The sequence below is a fragment of the Leucobacter faecis genome, assembly GCF_054456635.2.
In genome coordinates this window covers 102,300-118,115 of record NZ_JBTJEP020000007.1, presented here as the reverse complement: position 1 = coordinate 118,115, position 15,816 = coordinate 102,300, and the positions used below count along the sequence as shown (strand labels likewise).

14 protein-coding genes are annotated in these 15,816 nt (G+C 62.2%); 9 read left to right on the top strand and 5 right to left on the bottom strand.

The features are described from left to right. The first annotated feature begins 13 nt into the window (after positions 1-13). On the top strand, positions 14-1,198 hold the full coding sequence (locus ACXR2T_RS07755) for an NAD(P)/FAD-dependent oxidoreductase (protein ID WP_458815912.1): 1,185 nt from the start codon (positions 14-16) through the stop codon (positions 1,196-1,198). A 165-nt stretch (positions 1,199-1,363) separates the two neighbouring features. On the opposite strand, the gene ACXR2T_RS07750 is transcribed toward ACXR2T_RS07755, so the two are convergent. Beyond that, entirely contained in the window at positions 1,364-3,166 is a 1,803-nt protein-coding gene (locus ACXR2T_RS07750; RefSeq protein WP_458838837.1) for a hypothetical protein, read from the bottom strand. 141 nt (positions 3,167-3,307) lie between these two features. Then, positions 3,308-4,942, bottom strand: coding sequence for a PucR family transcriptional regulator (locus tag ACXR2T_RS07745; RefSeq protein ID WP_458815916.1), 1,635 nt, complete (start codon positions 4,940-4,942; stop codon positions 3,308-3,310). Positions 4,943-5,239: 297 nt separating this feature from the next. Here ACXR2T_RS07745 and ACXR2T_RS07740 point away from each other — a divergent pair, with 297 nt between their 5' ends. The 5 genes from ACXR2T_RS07740 to ACXR2T_RS07720 are packed head-to-tail and all read left to right on the top strand — an operon-like array spanning position 5,240 to position 9,383. After that, positions 5,240-6,019, top strand: a complete 780-nt coding sequence (locus ACXR2T_RS07740) for a transporter substrate-binding domain-containing protein (protein WP_458815972.1) — start codon at positions 5,240-5,242, stop codon at positions 6,017-6,019. A 9-nt stretch (positions 6,020-6,028) separates the two neighbouring features. Beyond that, positions 6,029-6,967 (top strand): amino acid ABC transporter permease, encoded by a 939-nt coding sequence (locus ACXR2T_RS07735; protein WP_458815918.1) that lies wholly within the window; start codon positions 6,029-6,031, stop codon positions 6,965-6,967. Further along, complete coding sequence (locus ACXR2T_RS07730) at positions 6,964-7,728, top strand: amino acid ABC transporter ATP-binding protein (RefSeq protein WP_458815920.1); 765 nt, start codon at positions 6,964-6,966, stop codon at positions 7,726-7,728. The genes ACXR2T_RS07735 and ACXR2T_RS07730 overlap by 4 nt, the downstream gene beginning before the upstream one ends. A gap of 57 nt (positions 7,729-7,785) precedes the next feature. Then, a complete protein-coding gene (locus ACXR2T_RS07725) occupies positions 7,786-9,012 on the top strand; it encodes an alpha-hydroxy acid oxidase (RefSeq protein WP_458838838.1) in 1,227 nt (408 codons plus the stop codon). Then, the gene (locus ACXR2T_RS07720) at positions 9,009-9,383 is read left to right on the top strand and encodes a cupin domain-containing protein (protein ID WP_458815924.1); all 375 of its coding nucleotides are present in this window, start codon (positions 9,009-9,011) and stop codon (positions 9,381-9,383) included. The genes ACXR2T_RS07725 and ACXR2T_RS07720 overlap by 4 nt, the downstream gene beginning before the upstream one ends. Before the next feature lie 9 nt (positions 9,384-9,392). Here ACXR2T_RS07720 and hpaD read toward each other — a convergent pair whose 3' ends face one another. Further along, positions 9,393-10,388, bottom strand: coding sequence for a 3,4-dihydroxyphenylacetate 2,3-dioxygenase (hpaD, locus tag ACXR2T_RS07715; protein ID WP_458838839.1), 996 nt, complete (start codon positions 10,386-10,388; stop codon positions 9,393-9,395). Between the two features lie 123 nt (positions 10,389-10,511). Here hpaD and ACXR2T_RS07710 point away from each other — a divergent pair, with 123 nt between their 5' ends. Next, positions 10,512-11,444, top strand: a complete 933-nt coding sequence (locus ACXR2T_RS07710; protein WP_458838840.1) for a LysR family transcriptional regulator — start codon at positions 10,512-10,514, stop codon at positions 11,442-11,444. Between the two features lie 68 nt (positions 11,445-11,512). Beyond that, positions 11,513-12,184, top strand: a complete 672-nt coding sequence (locus ACXR2T_RS07705) for a GntR family transcriptional regulator (protein WP_458815930.1) — start codon at positions 11,513-11,515, stop codon at positions 12,182-12,184. A 115-nt stretch (positions 12,185-12,299) separates the two neighbouring features. Here the strand turns inward: ACXR2T_RS07705 and ACXR2T_RS07700 are convergent, their stop codons facing one another. Together ACXR2T_RS07700 and ACXR2T_RS07695 are read right to left on the bottom strand one after the other, a co-directional pair. After that, positions 12,300-13,604, bottom strand: a complete 1,305-nt coding sequence (locus ACXR2T_RS07700; RefSeq protein WP_458838841.1) for a DUF3500 domain-containing protein — start codon at positions 13,602-13,604, stop codon at positions 12,300-12,302. Positions 13,605-13,629: 25 nt separating this feature from the next. Beyond that, complete coding sequence (locus ACXR2T_RS07695) at positions 13,630-14,679, bottom strand: amidohydrolase family protein (RefSeq protein WP_458815934.1); 1,050 nt, start codon at positions 14,677-14,679, stop codon at positions 13,630-13,632. A gap of 287 nt (positions 14,680-14,966) precedes the next feature. Here ACXR2T_RS07695 and ACXR2T_RS07690 point away from each other — a divergent pair, with 287 nt between their 5' ends. Beyond that, complete coding sequence (locus ACXR2T_RS07690; RefSeq protein ID WP_458838842.1) at positions 14,967-15,785, top strand: dienelactone hydrolase family protein; 819 nt, start codon at positions 14,967-14,969, stop codon at positions 15,783-15,785. Positions 15,786-15,816: the final 31 nt, after the last annotated feature.

The following is a 15,816-nucleotide window of genomic DNA, read 5'->3' as shown; positions in this document are numbered from 1 at the left end:
GACAAGAAAAAACATGCGATACGACCACATTATTGTCGGGGGCGGCGTTCACGGTTGCGCGGCAGCTTACTACCTTGCAAAGGGAGGCACATCGGTGCTTCTACTCGAGCGGCACACGTTGGCGTCTGGTGCCTCGGGGGGTGTCGGCCTTCGGGGTGTACGCGCGAATGGGCGTGACATTCGAGAGCTCCCACTGATGCGACGGGCCTACGAAATCTGGCCTGAGCTCAACGATGAGCTTGGCCTGGACGAGGGGTACCGCAGAGTGGGCGGTATTGAATTGCTGGGAGCCGAAACTTTTGAAGAGCAGAGTCGGCTTGACGCCGTGCGCACCAGGGTCGCAATACAGTGCGCGTTTGGCATCCCGACTGAGCTATTAGATCGAGAAGCTCTTGATGAGCTAGAGCCGGGGGCAGCGGAGAGCGTTGCTGGTGCAATCTATTGCGCGCTTGACGGCACAGCAGAACACAATGAAGTCACGCGTGGCTTTGCACGGGCCGCACAGCTGTACGGCGCAGACGTGCGTGAGGGCGTCACTGTCGTTGATATTGCGGCAACAGCGAGCGGCTACGAAGTCGTCTCAGCCAGTGGAGAAAAGTTTGTGGCAGATGGTCGTGTCCTGCTGCTCGCTAACTATCAGACTCCTCAGATCCTCAGCCGATTGTTTGGTGTTGAGCTGCCTATTTCAGGGCACAATTACCAGGCGACCGCGGTCAAAACAAAGACAGACTTCACCTTCACACACCTCATGGGGCATCAGTCCCTGCCGTTTGCGGCAAAGACGATCGAAGATGGGCTGGTTATGCTCACAGGCGGTCGGGGTGGGATCTGGGACCAAAGAGAAGAATCAGGTCAGCCGCGGCCAGGCAACGCGCAGTCCTCTGTGCGCGAGACCGCAAGCATCTATGGTGCGTTCGCCGACGCCGAGGTTGCATTCACAGATGCGTCGCGCATCGAAACGCAGTGCGTCGATGATATTCCAGTAATTGATGCAGTGCCTGCGGCGCCTGGAGTAATTTTTGCTACTGGCTGGAGCGGTCACGGCTTTGCGATAGCTCCTGCGGTGGCCGAGCTTATTGCCCAGTGGTGCGAGACCGGGCAGAAGCCAGCGCTGCTCGAGCCGTTCCACCTGGCGAGATTCGACGCGGCCGTTAAGTTTGTTGCGCCGTCCCAGCGTGTAGAGCTAACTGTGGGCTGAGCTTCCGCCCGCTTCGCAGCGCACGGGGACCGAGTAGATGGCGAGACCACCTGAAGGCACAGGTTCCAGGTGGTCTCGCTGTGTGTGGCCGCAGTACGGTGGCACCATGCGCCGGGAGGTCACAAGGCTCGGCCACGAGCAAAGCTGACTCTGCCGCAGCTTGGGCTATACGCTCCCAAGTTTCTCGTCGAGGTCTGGGTCGGTCACAGGCGAGAGTTCGTGCTCCTCTAGAAGAGTGATGGTTCGCTTGATGACACTGAGCTTTTCGTTCAGTTGTTTGAGGAACGGTGACCCACTGTCAGAGAACTCGTCGAGCTGCTCGTACTGGCGTCGTACCTGCATTTCTGTCTGAACTAGGTTGTCCCAGAGCACGCCATCGGTTTCGATATCTTGGTCCTTCAGGAGGAGTTCCTTGGCCAGCTGGCTGGCAAAAAACTGCTCGAAAGTTTCCGTCGACGTGCTCGGGCTGGCGAGCCCAAACGCGATGCCACCGCCGCCTGCGGTCGCAAGGGTACCAGCGGTAAGTAGGCCACCGATCATCCCGCCAGGCCCGAAGGTCGCAAGTGCACTTGTGATCGCTGCAGCGCCCGCAAGGCCGGTTCCAGCAGCGAGCACCAGCCCACCCGTGGCAGCCACTAGCGCGACCGCGCCAAGGCTTACAGCACTCCACTTGATGATTGCGGCGGCGCGGCCCCCGGCTATAGTCTCTCGCGCGAGCTTCAGGTTGGATACCGCGTCGTCCGCGAACTTGCTAGGGAGTTGCATCTCGCGAGCCAAAACCCGCAATGAGTCATGTAGTACAGACTTGGGGACTGCGATCTCAAAGGGGCGAATTGGATTTTCCGTGGCCAGTACCGTGAACAGTACCGCAGCATTGAAGCGCGTGAGGTGAGAGTGCGCTGCCGGCATGGGAGGGACGGAATCGGGGTCGGCCAGGTCAACGGTGAGCGCCGCAATGGCACTGGGGAGGGGGCGTTTCGTTTCGCTATAGCGACTCTTGAGTGCATCGATTGCAGCCGCCTGGGTCGAGCGCAAGGCTCCCGCGAACCGGTTCTCCCGGTCGCCTTTCATTCGCATGGATATGAGGTGCGCGAAGCGCAACGACATGAGCAGCGAGATCTCTTCTGGCTGGAGTGCAAGATCAGTGGTTGTCACTGACTTCACGAGCTCAGTCGATCGCGACCCGAAGAGAGCAAAACCTATGGTTTCGGCAACTCGAGCTTGTGAGAGATAGTTCTGAGCAAAGTGCGAGGCGGGAAACAACCCGGATGTATAACTTGAATCTAGCATCCACGTGAACACCGAGGAAAGGCCGCGGTACCCAACTACGAAATCTGCGGTGTTCCAATAATTGACCCACCACCCCAGGTTGACAGGTGGTTCCTTCAGGAGAGCTCTGAGGTTGTCGACATCGAATTCGTTGTGGGCTAGAGGGCTACCGAGCGTGATGAGGGCTGTGACTGTGACGCTGTCGGGAAGTCTGCGAAGCAGGTCGGCTGCGATCACTGAGCCCAGACTGTGACCAACAATAATAATGTTGCCAGAAGCCGGAACTTCGGCAAGTACAAGGTTGAGGACAGCGGCGCGCACATTGTCGTTCTTCAGATAATTCTGAGCCTGGTTGAGCACTTTCAGGCCACCGCCCACTACGGTCTCTGCGCCAACATAGCCGTTGCCGGCATTCATGTGTTGAATGCGGTGTTCGATGGCGCTTGTGCGGCGCTCGAATTCACGGCGATTGAGGCGGGCCGCATCGCGAGAAGGCGTGGATACGGTGACTGGCGGTAGTTCGTGCTCGTCGTCTATTCCCTTCAGAGTGTAGGGGTATTTGGGGGTGATGACGCGAACTTCTTCGAGGCTGGGGTAACCAGCATGTTCGAGCGACGCGTCGAGACGCGTGCGCCAGGTATTGTCGAGGTCTCCATCTCCGACTCCATGGAGGAAAACTAACGTAGGGGTGTCAGGCAACAGTTCGCTCCGTAGGTCATTTGACGTTCTCACCGTGGCACGCACGGTGCACGAAGTTAGGATACTGCGATTGACAACAGGTGAGCGTCGACGCATTGGAGTGGGCGGGAGTAGTGCCCCGTAAAGTGGTGTACCGGGAACCTACTTGCCGGTGAATGTCGTGGCCGTGAGGCGCAGCCACAACCATAAGCGAGTGTGGGCGTCATTGATGTCGATACCCAAAGTGTCGGTCACACTCGTGAGCCGATATCGGAGCGTGTTTTGGTGCACGTGCAAGGTGGCAGCCGCGTCGCGCACGCTGCCGCCGCAGTCGAAGTACGTGCGCAACGTGAGCTGCAGCTGCGTACCGTGAAGACGATCGTGACGGGTGATTGCCTCGAATGCGTCTCCCCTCGTCACTGACATCGTCGTCATCGCTTCGGCCACCTGGCTCAAAGCGATCGTATTGCGTGCGTTACGGAAGGTCGCAATGCGTGTCGTTGCATCGCTTTGTAACGGGCTCAGCGGGCCAGTAGCGCCCGTGGGGCTCGTCGGGCTTGCAAGCGTGGCAGTGCTTGAGAGGAGCGCCGACACAACGAGCTCAGACTCGTGATGCGAGCGTGGCACCTGTGAATGCCCCGCTGCGACTGACCCAATACCTGCGGCGATGGTCTCATCAGCGCGGCAGACCCAAGTAGCGAACGACATAATGTGCTCTTCAGAAGCGCCCGAAATGACAATCACGACACGGTTCTCGAGCAGCGCGCACTCGTAGAAGGCAAAGGCTGTTGAAGCGTTGCCCTTCACCAGTTGCAACAAGCGACGTAGCCCAAACTGAGTGTGGGCCTCTGAATCATCGCGCACACCAAAACTCACGACCACCGTGTCTTGGCTGGGTGGCAGTGCGAGCTGCGCGTACGCGGTGGCAGCATCAGCTGAGTTCTCGAGGATCGCGCGCACCAGCTGCCGTTTGCGCTGGCCCCCATCAAGCTCCTCATTTCTTGCGCGGAGAAAGTGCTGGGTCACCACCGGGGCAACGTCATCGAGAAGTGCCATGGTCACGGCTGCCAAGGCCGGGTCTATCTGCACGACCCACACCGTGCCAAGCATCTCATTCGCATAGCGCACTGCCCGAGCGACCCTGCCATATTCGTTTGACTCGCCAGCGAAGTGGAGCGCTAACGGAGAGCGCATCACTTCACGATATTCGGCATCGCTCGATGGAGCGACAGCCTCACGAAGAGACAGCGTGCTCGCGCGCCGGGTGTCATCGATGGGTTGGTCAGCGTGGGTGGAATATCCGATAATTCGACCAGCATCATCAACGAAGCTGACCGCGCCAAACGCGATGGACGCGAGCGAGTTGGCCGCGCTAAACAAGTCGCCCAATTTCGCACTCGCCACATACTCCCCCACTCGTGGACGGATCATGCTCTGGGCGGTCGAGTAGAGCTGGCCCCAGTCGCCCGCATCGTCGAGGGTAAGTACTGGCAGTGCGGGCGGCTCGCTGTGCAGCTCGGAAGAGCCTGGTGCGCGTACGACGAGAGCTGCCGCACCGAAGTGGGCAAGCTGAGACGCAGTGGTGAAGATGTCTGCCGCGCTGAGGCCGGGGGCGAGTAGTACTTGACCCCTCACTGAGGGAGCCCGCGGTCCAAGCAATGATGCTTCAACAAACGCGACTCCGGTGAAGCCCGTCTCGAGGTGAGAGGGGCTGTGCTCAGCTGCGCTCAAGTAAGGAGCCAGCGCCTCGATGAGGTCGGCCAACGAGCTGGGTACGGCGTGCGACAAACGACGCATTTGTGCTCCTCGATAATTATTCGATGCTTCTGCTGGAGAATACTCCATCGGTTCTGGTGTCCCCTCTTGGAACACTGATGTTGCTGCCCTGATTAGGGCAAGCGGGAAAGGCCACCGCTTTTCTCAACGAAGAGAATTTCAAAGGAGAGCCTCTTGAATCCTCACACTCCCAACAGACAGCGCGCAACGCGGCGCGCTATCGCCACTATTGGCGCAGCACTTGGAGCTGTCGCCCTGCTGGCAGGCTGCTCAACAGCGCCCACTGACGAGCCCGCTCAGGCCAGCTCAGAACCCACGATGGCGCCAGTGGAGGCTGCAGCGGCCCTGGTGCCGCAGAGCATTCGCGACACGGGCCAGCTCGTCGTTGCTATTCCCACTAACGAGCCACCCACGCAGTTTTACCGCGAAGGTACGAAGGAGATGACCGGGCTCAACCCCGACATTGCGCGATTGCTCGCAGGCGCGCTGGATCTTGACCTTCAAATCGATGTCACCAACTTCGACGCCATTATTCCAGGCTTGAGCGCAAATCGTTTTGACCTCACGGTCTCCTCAATGACTCCGACTTCTGAGCGTATTAAGCAGCTCGATTTCGTCGATTATGTGCGCGTCGGCAACGGCCTTGGGGCACAAGCGGGCAACCCACAGGGTGTTGCGTTCGATGCACTGTGCGGCAAGCGTGTGGCCGTGCTCAAGGGGTCCTACCAGCTCACAGCGCGTGTTCCTGAGATGGTAGCGGAGTGCGCTAAAAGCGGCGCTGGTGCCCTTGAGGTGTTGCAGTTTCCTGACACACAGCAAGCTGTGTCCTCGGTTTTGAGCGGTCGGGCAGACGCGGTCTTCGCGGATGCCCCCATCATCGCGTATGCGGCCGACCAAGATGCGAGATTTGAAGTCGTGGAAGAGAATGCCTTTGGAAATGTCGGAATTGGTATTCCCAAGGACACCGACATGCTCGATGCGGTATCGACAGCTATGAACGCAGTGATCGAGTCGCCGGAATACCTCGACATGCTGACCTCGTACGGGCTCGAATCGATGGCAATCGACGACGCTCTGATCAACGCTCCACAGGCCTAGGGCGGGGCAATGACTACTCCAACACTCTCAAAAGTAGCTTCTTCTGAAGCGGGTCCATCGACCCAGATTCAGAGTACGCTGAGCACGCTCGAAGTACGTAAACGACGCAATAACGTGATGCTCGCCGGTGGCGTGCTGGTGATCCTCATCGCAGTCCTTGTAGTCGCAGACGTATTCACTAACGAAAACTTTGGTTGGCCGGTCGTGCTCGACTATTTGTTCAACCCACAGATTCTGCAGGGTGTGCTGCTGACGATCGCGCTGACGGTCGTCTCAATGACAATCGGTATTTTGCTAGGCGTTGTGCTCGCTGTGATGCGCGTTTCAAACAACGCAATCTTTGCATGGACGAGTCGCGCTTACATTTGGTTCTTTCGGGGCACACCGCTGCTGGTACAGCTGATCTTTTGGTACAACATCGCGGCGCTCTACCCGATGATCGTGCTGGGGCTGCCGTTTGGTGGGCCGGGTATTGAACTGGGCTCAGCCAACGTGCTCATTACCCCGCTGGTGGCGGCATTTTTGGGGCTTGCGTTGAATGAAGCGGCCTACATGGCCGAGATTATTCGTAGTGGCATCTCGTCGGTCGACGAGGGACAGCTGGACGCCGGCCGGGCAATCGGAATGACCCGTGGCAAGCTGATGAACCGCGTCATCTTGCCACAGGCCATGCGTGTCGTGATTCCGCCCACGGGTAACCAGGTGATTTCAATGCTCAAGAGCACCTCGCTCGTGAGTGTGCTTGCGATCTCTGACCTGCTCTATGCGGCCCAGTCGATCTATGCGCTCAACTACCAAGTGATTCCGCTGCTGTTGGTGGCATGTGCCTGGTATCTCGCCCTGACGACTGCACTCAGCGCCGTGCAGTCGCGACTTGAAGAACGCTACGGGCGCGGATTTACGCCGCGTAAGCAGCGCTCCGCGAAGCGAAAGGAAATCGCAGCATGAACGCGAACATGGTTGAAATTCGGGGTGTGCGTAAGGCCTTCGGTGACAACGTGGTACTCAAGGACGTGTCACTCAACGTGCCAGTAGGTTCGGTCACCTGCCTGTTGGGGCCTTCGGGTTCGGGCAAGACGACGATGCTGCGGTGCGTGAATCGACTCGAAACCGTTGACGCGGGGTTCATCCTCGTTGACGGCGATATGGTGGGCGCGACCCGCCACCGTGATCACCTGGTCGAAGCAAAAGAAACAGCGATCGCGAAGAGCCGCCGCCAAACGGGCATGGTGTTTCAGCGGTTCAACCTCTTTCCCCACCGCACCATCCTCGAAAACGTGATTGAGGGCCCGGTGCAGGTACTGAAACGCAAGAAAGCCGACGTGATCGCTGAGGCGCTCGTACTGCTTGAGCGCGTGGGGCTGAGTGATAAGGCGCACGCGTACCCGCAAGAGCTTTCGGGTGGCCAGCAGCAGCGCATCGCGATTGCGCGTGCACTCGCGATGAAGCCCAAATTGCTGTTGTTTGACGAGCCCACTAGCGCGCTCGACCCAGAGCTCGTGGGCGAGGTGCTTGAAGTGATGCGCGACCTAGCCGCAGACGGCATGACGATGATCGTCGTTACCCACGAACTGGGCTTCGCTCGCGAGGTGAGCGACCAGGTCGTGTTCATGGCAGACGGTGTTGTCGTTGAGCAGGGCCCACCAGAAGAGGTGCTGGGTAACCCGCAGCACGAGCGCACCCAAGCCTTTCTGTCGCGGTTCATTTAACCCGCATACGCGCTAACCCGATCCGGAACATCAGAAATCTAAGGAAACCGATTTCGTATGAAAATTCACAGCATTGAGGACCTGCGCAGGGTTGCGCATCGGCGCCTACCCAAGATGGTCTCAGACTTTCTTTACGGTGGCGCGCTCGATGAGCTGACGCTTGACCGAAATCGAGCGGCGCTCGATGAGATCATGCTGCAGCAGCGCGTGATGGTCGACATCGCAGAACGAGACACGTCGTCGAGCGTGTTTGGCACGTACCTCGGGACACCGCTCATCGTGTCACCCATGGGGCTGCTCACACTGATGCACCCGAAGGCAGACGTGGCCATCGCGCGCGCCGCGGCAAAAGCTGAAAGTATTTTTACGCACAGCCCATGGTCGGGCTGTTCGCTTGAAGAGGTCGTCGAGGCCGCGCCCGGCCGCGTATGGTCGCAGATTGCGTTCTGGAAAGACGAAGCCGAGACGGAACGGCACATCGACCGCGCAAAGGCGCTCGGGGTCGACACGCTGGTGATTGCGGGGGATGTCGCCGAGTCGAGCAAACGCGACCGAGACCTGCGTCACGGCATCGGGATGCCGCCCAAGCCGCCGTTTGGCGACGTGATCAATGTGGCACTGCACCCGCGCTGGCTGTGGAACCTCGTCACTGGTCGACCCATGACATTCGGCACCTACAGTGTGAGCGGGCGCCGCATGCGCATGCGCGAGATGGACCCGTGGATGGCGGCGAACGAGAACCCCTCTGCGACCTGGACCGACATTGCCCGGTTGCGTAAGCGCTGGAGCGGCCAGATTCTCGTGAAGGGGGTGATGGGCGCCGCAGACGCAAATACTGCGATAGAACTGGGGCTCGACGGCGTGTTTGTGTCAAACCATGGCGGTCGCCAGTTCGACTCGCAGCCCGCCACTATTGAGGCGCTTCCCGAGGTTGCTGACGCGGTGAACGGGCGCGGCACAGTCGTATTCGACAGCGGCGTGCGCCGCGGCGCCGACATCGCAAAAGCGCTCGCGCTGGGAGCCGATGTGGTGTCGGCGGGGCGGCCGTTCGCCTACGGGCTCGCGGCCTCGGCAGACCGCGGCGCGGCGAGGGCCTTCGACATTCTCACCGACGAGCTGCGCGCCGCCATGGGCTTCCTCGGGGCAACCCGCATCCCTGAGATTACGGCCGATGTGCTGCGCGATAGCGCAGCAGGCCGCCGCGGTGTGGCCGTGAGCCCGCCGGCTGCTGTGGGGCGTCTGGCCAACGACATGGATCACTCCTTTGAGCGGGTGATCGCATGAGCGCACAGCTCGAGACCCCAGTGGCGACCGCGATCCATCAGCCGCAGCTGATCGGGCTCGGACCGTTTCGTGAGCGCGCTAACGCGCTCACCCCTAACATGCGCGAAGCGGATCGACCGTTCTTTACCAGTGTGGCTTCAGGCATCGAGCTTGGGTACTGGGAAGGTACCGAGGGGGGATTTCCTGCCCGGCGTGACGGGTACACCGAAATGTGCCATATCATTGCGGGGCACGCCACACTGCACACCGAGGGGGCTGAACCCATCGAGTTGCGCGCAGGTGACACCGTCGCAATGCCGTCAGGATGGGTGGGGCGCTGGGAGCTGCACGAGCCCACGCGGAAGCTCTACATCACGGTGGATGACCGCTAGTGCAGGCCGCTAGTGCAGCCCGAGGTAGGCTTCGAGTGTTTCGGGTGACGCCTGCAGTAGTGGTTCGTGCACCTCTTCGCCCGGAAACTCACTCGCCTCGAAGAACCAGCGGTTAGAGGCCGGCATGCCCCACAGCTGGGCGCGGCGCGGGTTCGAGATGTCCCAGCGAATCGGCGGGGTCTCGAGGTCGATGAACTGGTAGTGCGTGTTGAACAGCTCGACCCGGTGCTGGTCAGGGTCACGCAAGTACAGAAACAGCGCATTGCTGATGCCGTGGCGGCCGGGGCCGCGGTCGATCTCGTCGCCGTGCCCCAACGCCCCCGCGACGTCTGCCGCGTGCAGCAGCGACGAGCCGTCGGGCACCGCGAACGCGAAGTGGTGCAGGCGCGGCCCGCGGCCGTTTGTGAAGACGAGGTCGTGCGTGTTGCCCTTCACCTCCATCCACGAGCCCCACAGCTCGTCTGTGCCGTCTTTCGCGGTGTACTCAGACATGCGCATGCCGAGGCCCGTCCAAAAATCGGTCGCCTTCTGCACGTCGTAGGTGACGACCTGGTAGTGGTCGAGGCGCTGCGGTGCACCGCCCACGAACTGGTCGAAGTTTTGCATGCGACGCTCGACGACGTCCATCGACGAGGTGAGCTCCATGAGCGTGCCCACGGGGTCGCGAAACTGCAGCGTAGGGCCCTGGTGGTCGACCTCCACCCGTTCGTGCGAGATGCCCGCCGCAGCAAAAAACTTCTCTGCCGCATAGATGTCGTCGTCGGTGCGCACGCGCAGCCCAATGCGGTGAGCCTGCACCGTGTCAGAGCGTTCGAGCACGAGACTGTGGTGCGCGGCCTCCTCGAGCCCGCGCAGGTACACGCGGTCATCGGTCTCTGCCGTGACCACGAGGCCCACCACGTCGCGGTAGAAATCTCGGCTGCGCTCGAGGTCGGTGACGCCGAGCGACACGTGGCTGGCGCGGGTGATCTGAAACTCGGGGTGGTCATTGGTGACGGGAAGCATCGGTGACTCCTGTTCATGGGGTGGCAAAGCGGGCATGTCACTTCAGCATCGTGCGCGGGGCGCTGGCGCGGAACCCCGATCTTGCCTACCCTTGCCATAGATGCACGCTATGGAAGGGTGTCAATGGTCACGCCAGAGCTAGAGATCCGGGCCCTCAAGTACTTCGTCGCCGCCGCCGAAGCGGGCTCGCTGACCGCCGCCGCCACGGCGCTCTCGATCGCGCAGCCGTCGCTGAGCGTCGCGATCTCGCGGCTCGAGCGTCAGCTGGGGGTCGAGTTGCTCAGCCGTTCGTCACGCGGCGTGCGCCCCACCGCAGCCGGCCGCTATCTGCTGGGCGCTGCCTCCAAGCTGCTCGGCGATGTTGATGCCATGACCGAAACGATCGGACGCTTCTCGTCTGGCCTCGAGGGGGCGATCTCGGTCGCCTCGGTGCCGATCTTGATGTGGCAGCGGGTGCCCACGCTGTTGCGCGAGCTCGCGCGCGAGGCGCCGCACATTGAGGTGCGGCTGGGGGATCCGCCGCCGTGGGAGGCAATCGACATGCTGCACGCACGCACCGTCGACATCGCCGCGCTCGCGGTGGCAGACGCGGCACACTTCGCTCGGCAGCACCGGGCCGAGTTCGACATCTATGACTGGGGTGACATTCCGCTCGTTGCCGCGCTGCCGCCCGAGCTGCACGAGCTGCCCGATCCGCTGCCGCTCGGCGCGTTTGAGGGGAAGACGCTCGTGCAGCCGCACCGCACGGCCGCGGTGCCGAGCGCACCCGAGGCGGTCGATGCGGCCCTCGCCCGGCACGGCGTCAAGCCCGCCACGGTGCGCGTCGCCGAGACGATCCAGAGTGGCATGTCACTCATCGAGGCCGGCCTCGGCTGGGGCATCGTGCCCGATGCCGACCGTGCGAGCCTCACCCGCTTTCGCGTCGAAACCCGCTCACTGACCCCCGCCCCCGACCCGCTGCGGGCGCTGGTGCTCACGCGCAAAGGAGCTGCGGCCAGACCCGAGATCGGCAGAATGATCCGGATCATTACAAACCAACACCCAAATCGTGTGTGAAATTAGATAGGATAATCGCAGGCTGAGATCGAACACTCCCGTGAGATCGAGCGACGGGAGAACGACGCATGGCAATCACCAAAGCAGAGAAGTGCTACACGATCTTGAAATCGAAGATCATGGACGGAACATACGGGCCGGGCTACCGACTGGTCATCGATCAGCTGTCGCGCGAGTACGACATCAGCTCGGTACCGTGGCGCGAATCACTGCGCCGGCTCGAGGCCGAAGGCTGGGTCGACATTGTGCCCAATGCCGGCGCCACCGTGAAGACGTTCGACACCCACGCCTGGAAGCGCACAATCAGATTGCTTGCGAGGCTCGAAGGACTCGCCACCGCGCTCGCCGCAGAAAACATGACGGCCGAGCACATCACCCAGGCTCGCGCGCTCAATGACGAGATGCGCGACGCGCTCGCCAACTTTGACACGAACCGATTTGGTCGCATCAACCGCAAGTTTCACCAGTTCATCTGCTCGCACTGTGACGACGAGCGGCTCATCGGCATGGTCGACGCCGAGTGGACCCGCATGGACATCATTCGGCGCTCGGCGTTTTGGTACGCGCCGGGCCGCGCGATCGCGTCGCTTGCCGAGCACGACGCGCTGCTCGACATGATCGAAGCGAAGGCCGACGCCGAGATGATTGAGACGGCCGCTCGCAGGCACGAGATCAACACGCTCGAGGCGGTGCGTGCGCACGACGACCAGCGTCACGCCGAAGACTCGACGCTGCCCTGAGTGGGCCGCCGCGCTAACTCGCGGGACTCGCGGGGCCACGTATGGGGGTTATGAGTACGCATAACCCCCACCCGTGGCCCCACTGGGGCGATGGGCGGGGGTTTCTCCTCGCCCCCTACGACAGTGCGATAAGCGCCTTGCCGTAGTCGCCGCCGTTGGGCAGGCGAAGCGTCGTGTGCACGTGAAATCGCTCGGGCAGCCGGTTGCCCAGCCACACGCCGGCGTGGTGATCGAGCTCGGCGAGAACCGTTGGCCCGTGCACGCGAAAGTAGAACGGCTGCGAGCCATCGGTGGCGCCGTACCAGGCGAGGTGCGTCTCGTCGAGGTGAGCGACGACCTCGTCGACGGCGAGGTCACGCTGCTCGGGCTGCAGCAGCGCGAAGAAGTCAGCGACGATGCCGACGAGCAGCGCCCGCTGCCCCGCGTCGAGCGCCGACGCCGGGATCCCCTCGTACGGCACCACCCGGTTGTCGCGAAACGCGCCCGCCACGTGCCGTTCGTCGGCGGGGTGTAGCCGCCCCTCGGGCATCGCAGGGTCGAGCACCGAGTCGTAGACGACGGCCCGGGCCCGCTGATCCGGAGCAAGAGAGGCCGCGAGCTCGAGCGCGAGCTGCTCGCGCTCGTCAAACAGAGGCTCGCGCTCACCCTCGGTGAGCGCTGGCTCGGCGCCTATGAACACGGGTGCAAGGACATGCCGCCCCGCCACGCTCACGAAGTTGAGCGCGACGTGGTGGCCAAACAGCTGCCACCCCCAGGCCTCCTGCTCCGGGTCACCGTACAACGCGAACCAGTAGCTCTCGGGGTTCATGATCGTCGGAAGGTCGACCAGCTCGCCCAAGAATCCGTTGAGATTCATGGCCTCGCGCACCCGCGCATACCCCGTCTCGCTGAGGCTCGCGCGCAGCACTTCGTGCACCGCCGCCACGACCTCAGGCCGCTGATCTTCGAGCCGCAGCCCGGTTCTGAAAAACACAAACTCGGGGTTCGACCAGCTGCGCCACTCGGGCGCATCGATGGGGTACTGCACCTGCTCACGCGCCTCGGGCGTGAGCAGGTCAAGCACGCGACGGGCCGCGTGCGAGGGATCCGGATCGCCAGCAGCCCGAGCGGCGTCGGCCGCGAGCGGCGCGGGGGCGTAGAGCCCCTCGCGCACGCGCCCGTCGGTCGTGATGCCGGTGAAGGGCTCGTCGTAGAGCCCGCGCCAGTAGTCGAGCAGCTCGCGCAAGAACGGCGCCTGGTACCGGTCGGCCGTGAACTCCTCGTAGCTCATGCCGCGATACGGGGCGAGCACGTCGTCCCCCAGGTCGTACAGGTACTCACGAAAGCCGTGCTGCGAGAGCGCGAGGGCTTCGTCACGCGCGCTCGTGCGCGCGGTAGAGAAGAACTCGTCGATGTCGTTGGGGGATTGGGGCTCAGCCACGATCGCGTCCTTTCCTTCGGCGGGGTTAGATCGGCAGGTTGAAGAGACGCTTGGCGTTGCCCGAGAGCACGAGCTCGCGGTCGGCGTCGCTCACCTCGATCTCGTTCTTCAAGAACTCGACGCCCTGGCCCATCCAGCTGTAGAACACGGGAAAGGAGGAGCCGAAGAGGTAGTGATCGGCGCCGCCAATTTCGAGCGCCGCCTCGACCTGCGTCTTGCCCCACGAATGCGGGTGCGTCATGTCGAAGAAGATGTTCTCTTCAAGGTACTGCTTGATCTTTTCGCCGCCCGTGGGGTCGAGGCGCTGCATCGCCTCGGCCTTGTTGGTCTTGTGCGGGGTGAGCAGTGCCTGGTTGGCGAACCAGTTGCCGCCCATCATCGTGTGAATGAAGCGCAGCCCGGGCATGCGGTCAAACATGCCGCTGAACAGCTCGCGACCGACCGCAATGCCCTGGTCCATGACGCGGCCGTACTCGCGGCGCAGGTTCGTGTAGTCGATGACCGATTTGTATTCCACGGGCAGCGGCGTGTGGTGCACGACGACCGGAATGTCGAGCTTTTCAATGACCTTGAGGTAGGGCTCAAATACGGGGTCATCGAGGTAGAGCTGGCCGTAGTGGCAGGCGAGCTGCACGCCAACGGCGCCCAACTCTTTCACGTTGCGCTCGAGCTCGTAGATGTTCTCCTTGCCGCCCCACGGTGGCACGCACGCAGTGGTGAAGAGCCTGCCGTTTGAGCGGGCGGCGATGTCGGCCGCGTTGTCGTTGACGGCCTTGCAGGTCTCGAGGTCGAGCCACTCCTGCCACACGGGCACGCGCATGATGCCGTAATCGACTCCGGCCTCGTCCATCGCGGCGAGCTTCGCCTCGGCAGAGTAGTCGCCCTCGACGTAGTTGAGGTTTTGATAGCCGCGGGGCTTTTCAAGGATGAGCTGCTGCTTGCCGCTCTCCATCGTCTTAACGGTGGCGATCTCGCCGAACCCGCGCGGGGCGCTGTTCAGAAACCCGTTCAGAATCTTCTCGTTCGAGAAGAGGTCTTCGGGGAGGTGGTGAATGTTGATGTCGACAACGGTCATGTCGAGTGCTCCTTAGGTGCTGCTTCGTTGCGGTCCGATGAGCAATTCCACGCGAAAGCGCGAACTGATCGTGTGTGAAATCATACGTGATTTTGGGGCAGGAAGGTAGGGGTGGTCGCGTTGTGGTGGCGTGGTGGTGGCTAAACCCCTGGTTGATTGGATGATCGCGCACCACCGACAAGGGGGTGGGCCTGGTGTGATTTTGGATAATATTCGGATAATTTGCACAATCGCAGTTGAAATCGTGTGCGATTCTGCGTACGATACCGATCAGCGTTCAAGGAGGAATGACACACATGGTCGACGTATCTCATAGCCCCGCCCCAGCGGGCACCGCCCCCACGGCGGGCCGGGCGCTCATGCGCCGCGACGTGGCCTATGCGGGCGACGGTGTTTCGATGCGGGGCATGCTGATCGCGCAGGCAGGGTCACGGCGTTCGCACGCGGTGCTGCTCGTGCACGACGCGTTTGGGCTTAGCGACGAGATGGTCGCCACCGCAGAGCGCATCGCACGCCAGGGGTACCCGGTGTTTCTGGCAGACGTGTGGTCTGAGCGCATCACGCCCACAAGTCAAGACGAGATTGGGCCGCTCATCGCCTCGATGGCGGGCAACCGCAGTAGCTGGCATGACCGCCTCACGGCGGCGCTCGCGGCGGCGTGTGCGCAGCCCGAGATCGACCCCGCTCGTGTCGTGGGCCTGGGCTACTGCTTTGGTGGCTCCTCGGTACTCGAGCTCGCCCGCACCGGTGCACCCCTGCAGGGCGTCATCGCGATTCACGCGGGGCTCGACCTGATCGAGTTCGACTGGACGCAGGCGCACGCCCTGCCCGTGCTGCTGTGCACGGGCGACGCCGACCCCATGGCCACCGCCGAGCAGCGTGAGCTGCTGCAGCGGGCGATGAGCGCCGCGGGCGCCAACTGGCAAACCCAGCTCTACGCGCACGCCGTGCACGCCTTCACCAGCATCAACGCCAAGAACTCACCTGCACCGCACGTGATCTCATACGACGCGGCGCTGGCCAGACGCGCGTGGCGCGCCAGCCTCGAGTTTCTCGATGAACTCGAATCCGAGCACGCCCGCACACACTTGGTGCCGCTTGGCTAGGGCGCACCGCGCACGCCACACGCACCCCCGA

Bases quoted from the DNA above. Each gene is read 5' to 3' on its own strand.
- ACXR2T_RS07690 (WP_458838842.1), top strand. From the start codon at position 14,967: ATGACACACATGGTCGACGTATCTCATAGCCCCGCCCCAGCGGGCACC.
- ACXR2T_RS07725 (WP_458838838.1), top strand. From the start codon at position 7,786: ATGAAAATTCACAGCATTGAGGACCTGCGCAGGGTTGCGCATCGGCGC.
- ACXR2T_RS07705 (WP_458815930.1), top strand. From the start codon at position 11,513: ATGGCAATCACCAAAGCAGAGAAGTGCTACACGATCTTGAAATCGAAG.
- ACXR2T_RS07745 (WP_458815916.1), bottom strand. From the start codon at position 4,942: ATGCGTCGTTTGTCGCACGCCGTACCCAGCTCGTTGGCCGACCTCATC.
- ACXR2T_RS07710 (WP_458838840.1), top strand. From the start codon at position 10,512: ATGGTCACGCCAGAGCTAGAGATCCGGGCCCTCAAGTACTTCGTCGCC.
- ACXR2T_RS07730 (WP_458815920.1), top strand. From the start codon at position 6,964: ATGAACGCGAACATGGTTGAAATTCGGGGTGTGCGTAAGGCCTTCGGT.
- ACXR2T_RS07740 (WP_458815972.1), top strand. From the start codon at position 5,240: ATGGCGCCAGTGGAGGCTGCAGCGGCCCTGGTGCCGCAGAGCATTCGC.
- hpaD (WP_458838839.1), bottom strand. From the start codon at position 10,388: ATGCTTCCCGTCACCAATGACCACCCCGAGTTTCAGATCACCCGCGCC.
- ACXR2T_RS07735 (WP_458815918.1), top strand. From the start codon at position 6,029: ATGACTACTCCAACACTCTCAAAAGTAGCTTCTTCTGAAGCGGGTCCA.
- ACXR2T_RS07695 (WP_458815934.1), bottom strand. From the start codon at position 14,679: ATGACCGTTGTCGACATCAACATTCACCACCTCCCCGAAGACCTCTTC.
- ACXR2T_RS07720 (WP_458815924.1), top strand. From the start codon at position 9,009: ATGAGCGCACAGCTCGAGACCCCAGTGGCGACCGCGATCCATCAGCCG.
- ACXR2T_RS07755 (WP_458815912.1), top strand. From the start codon at position 14: ATGCGATACGACCACATTATTGTCGGGGGCGGCGTTCACGGTTGCGCG.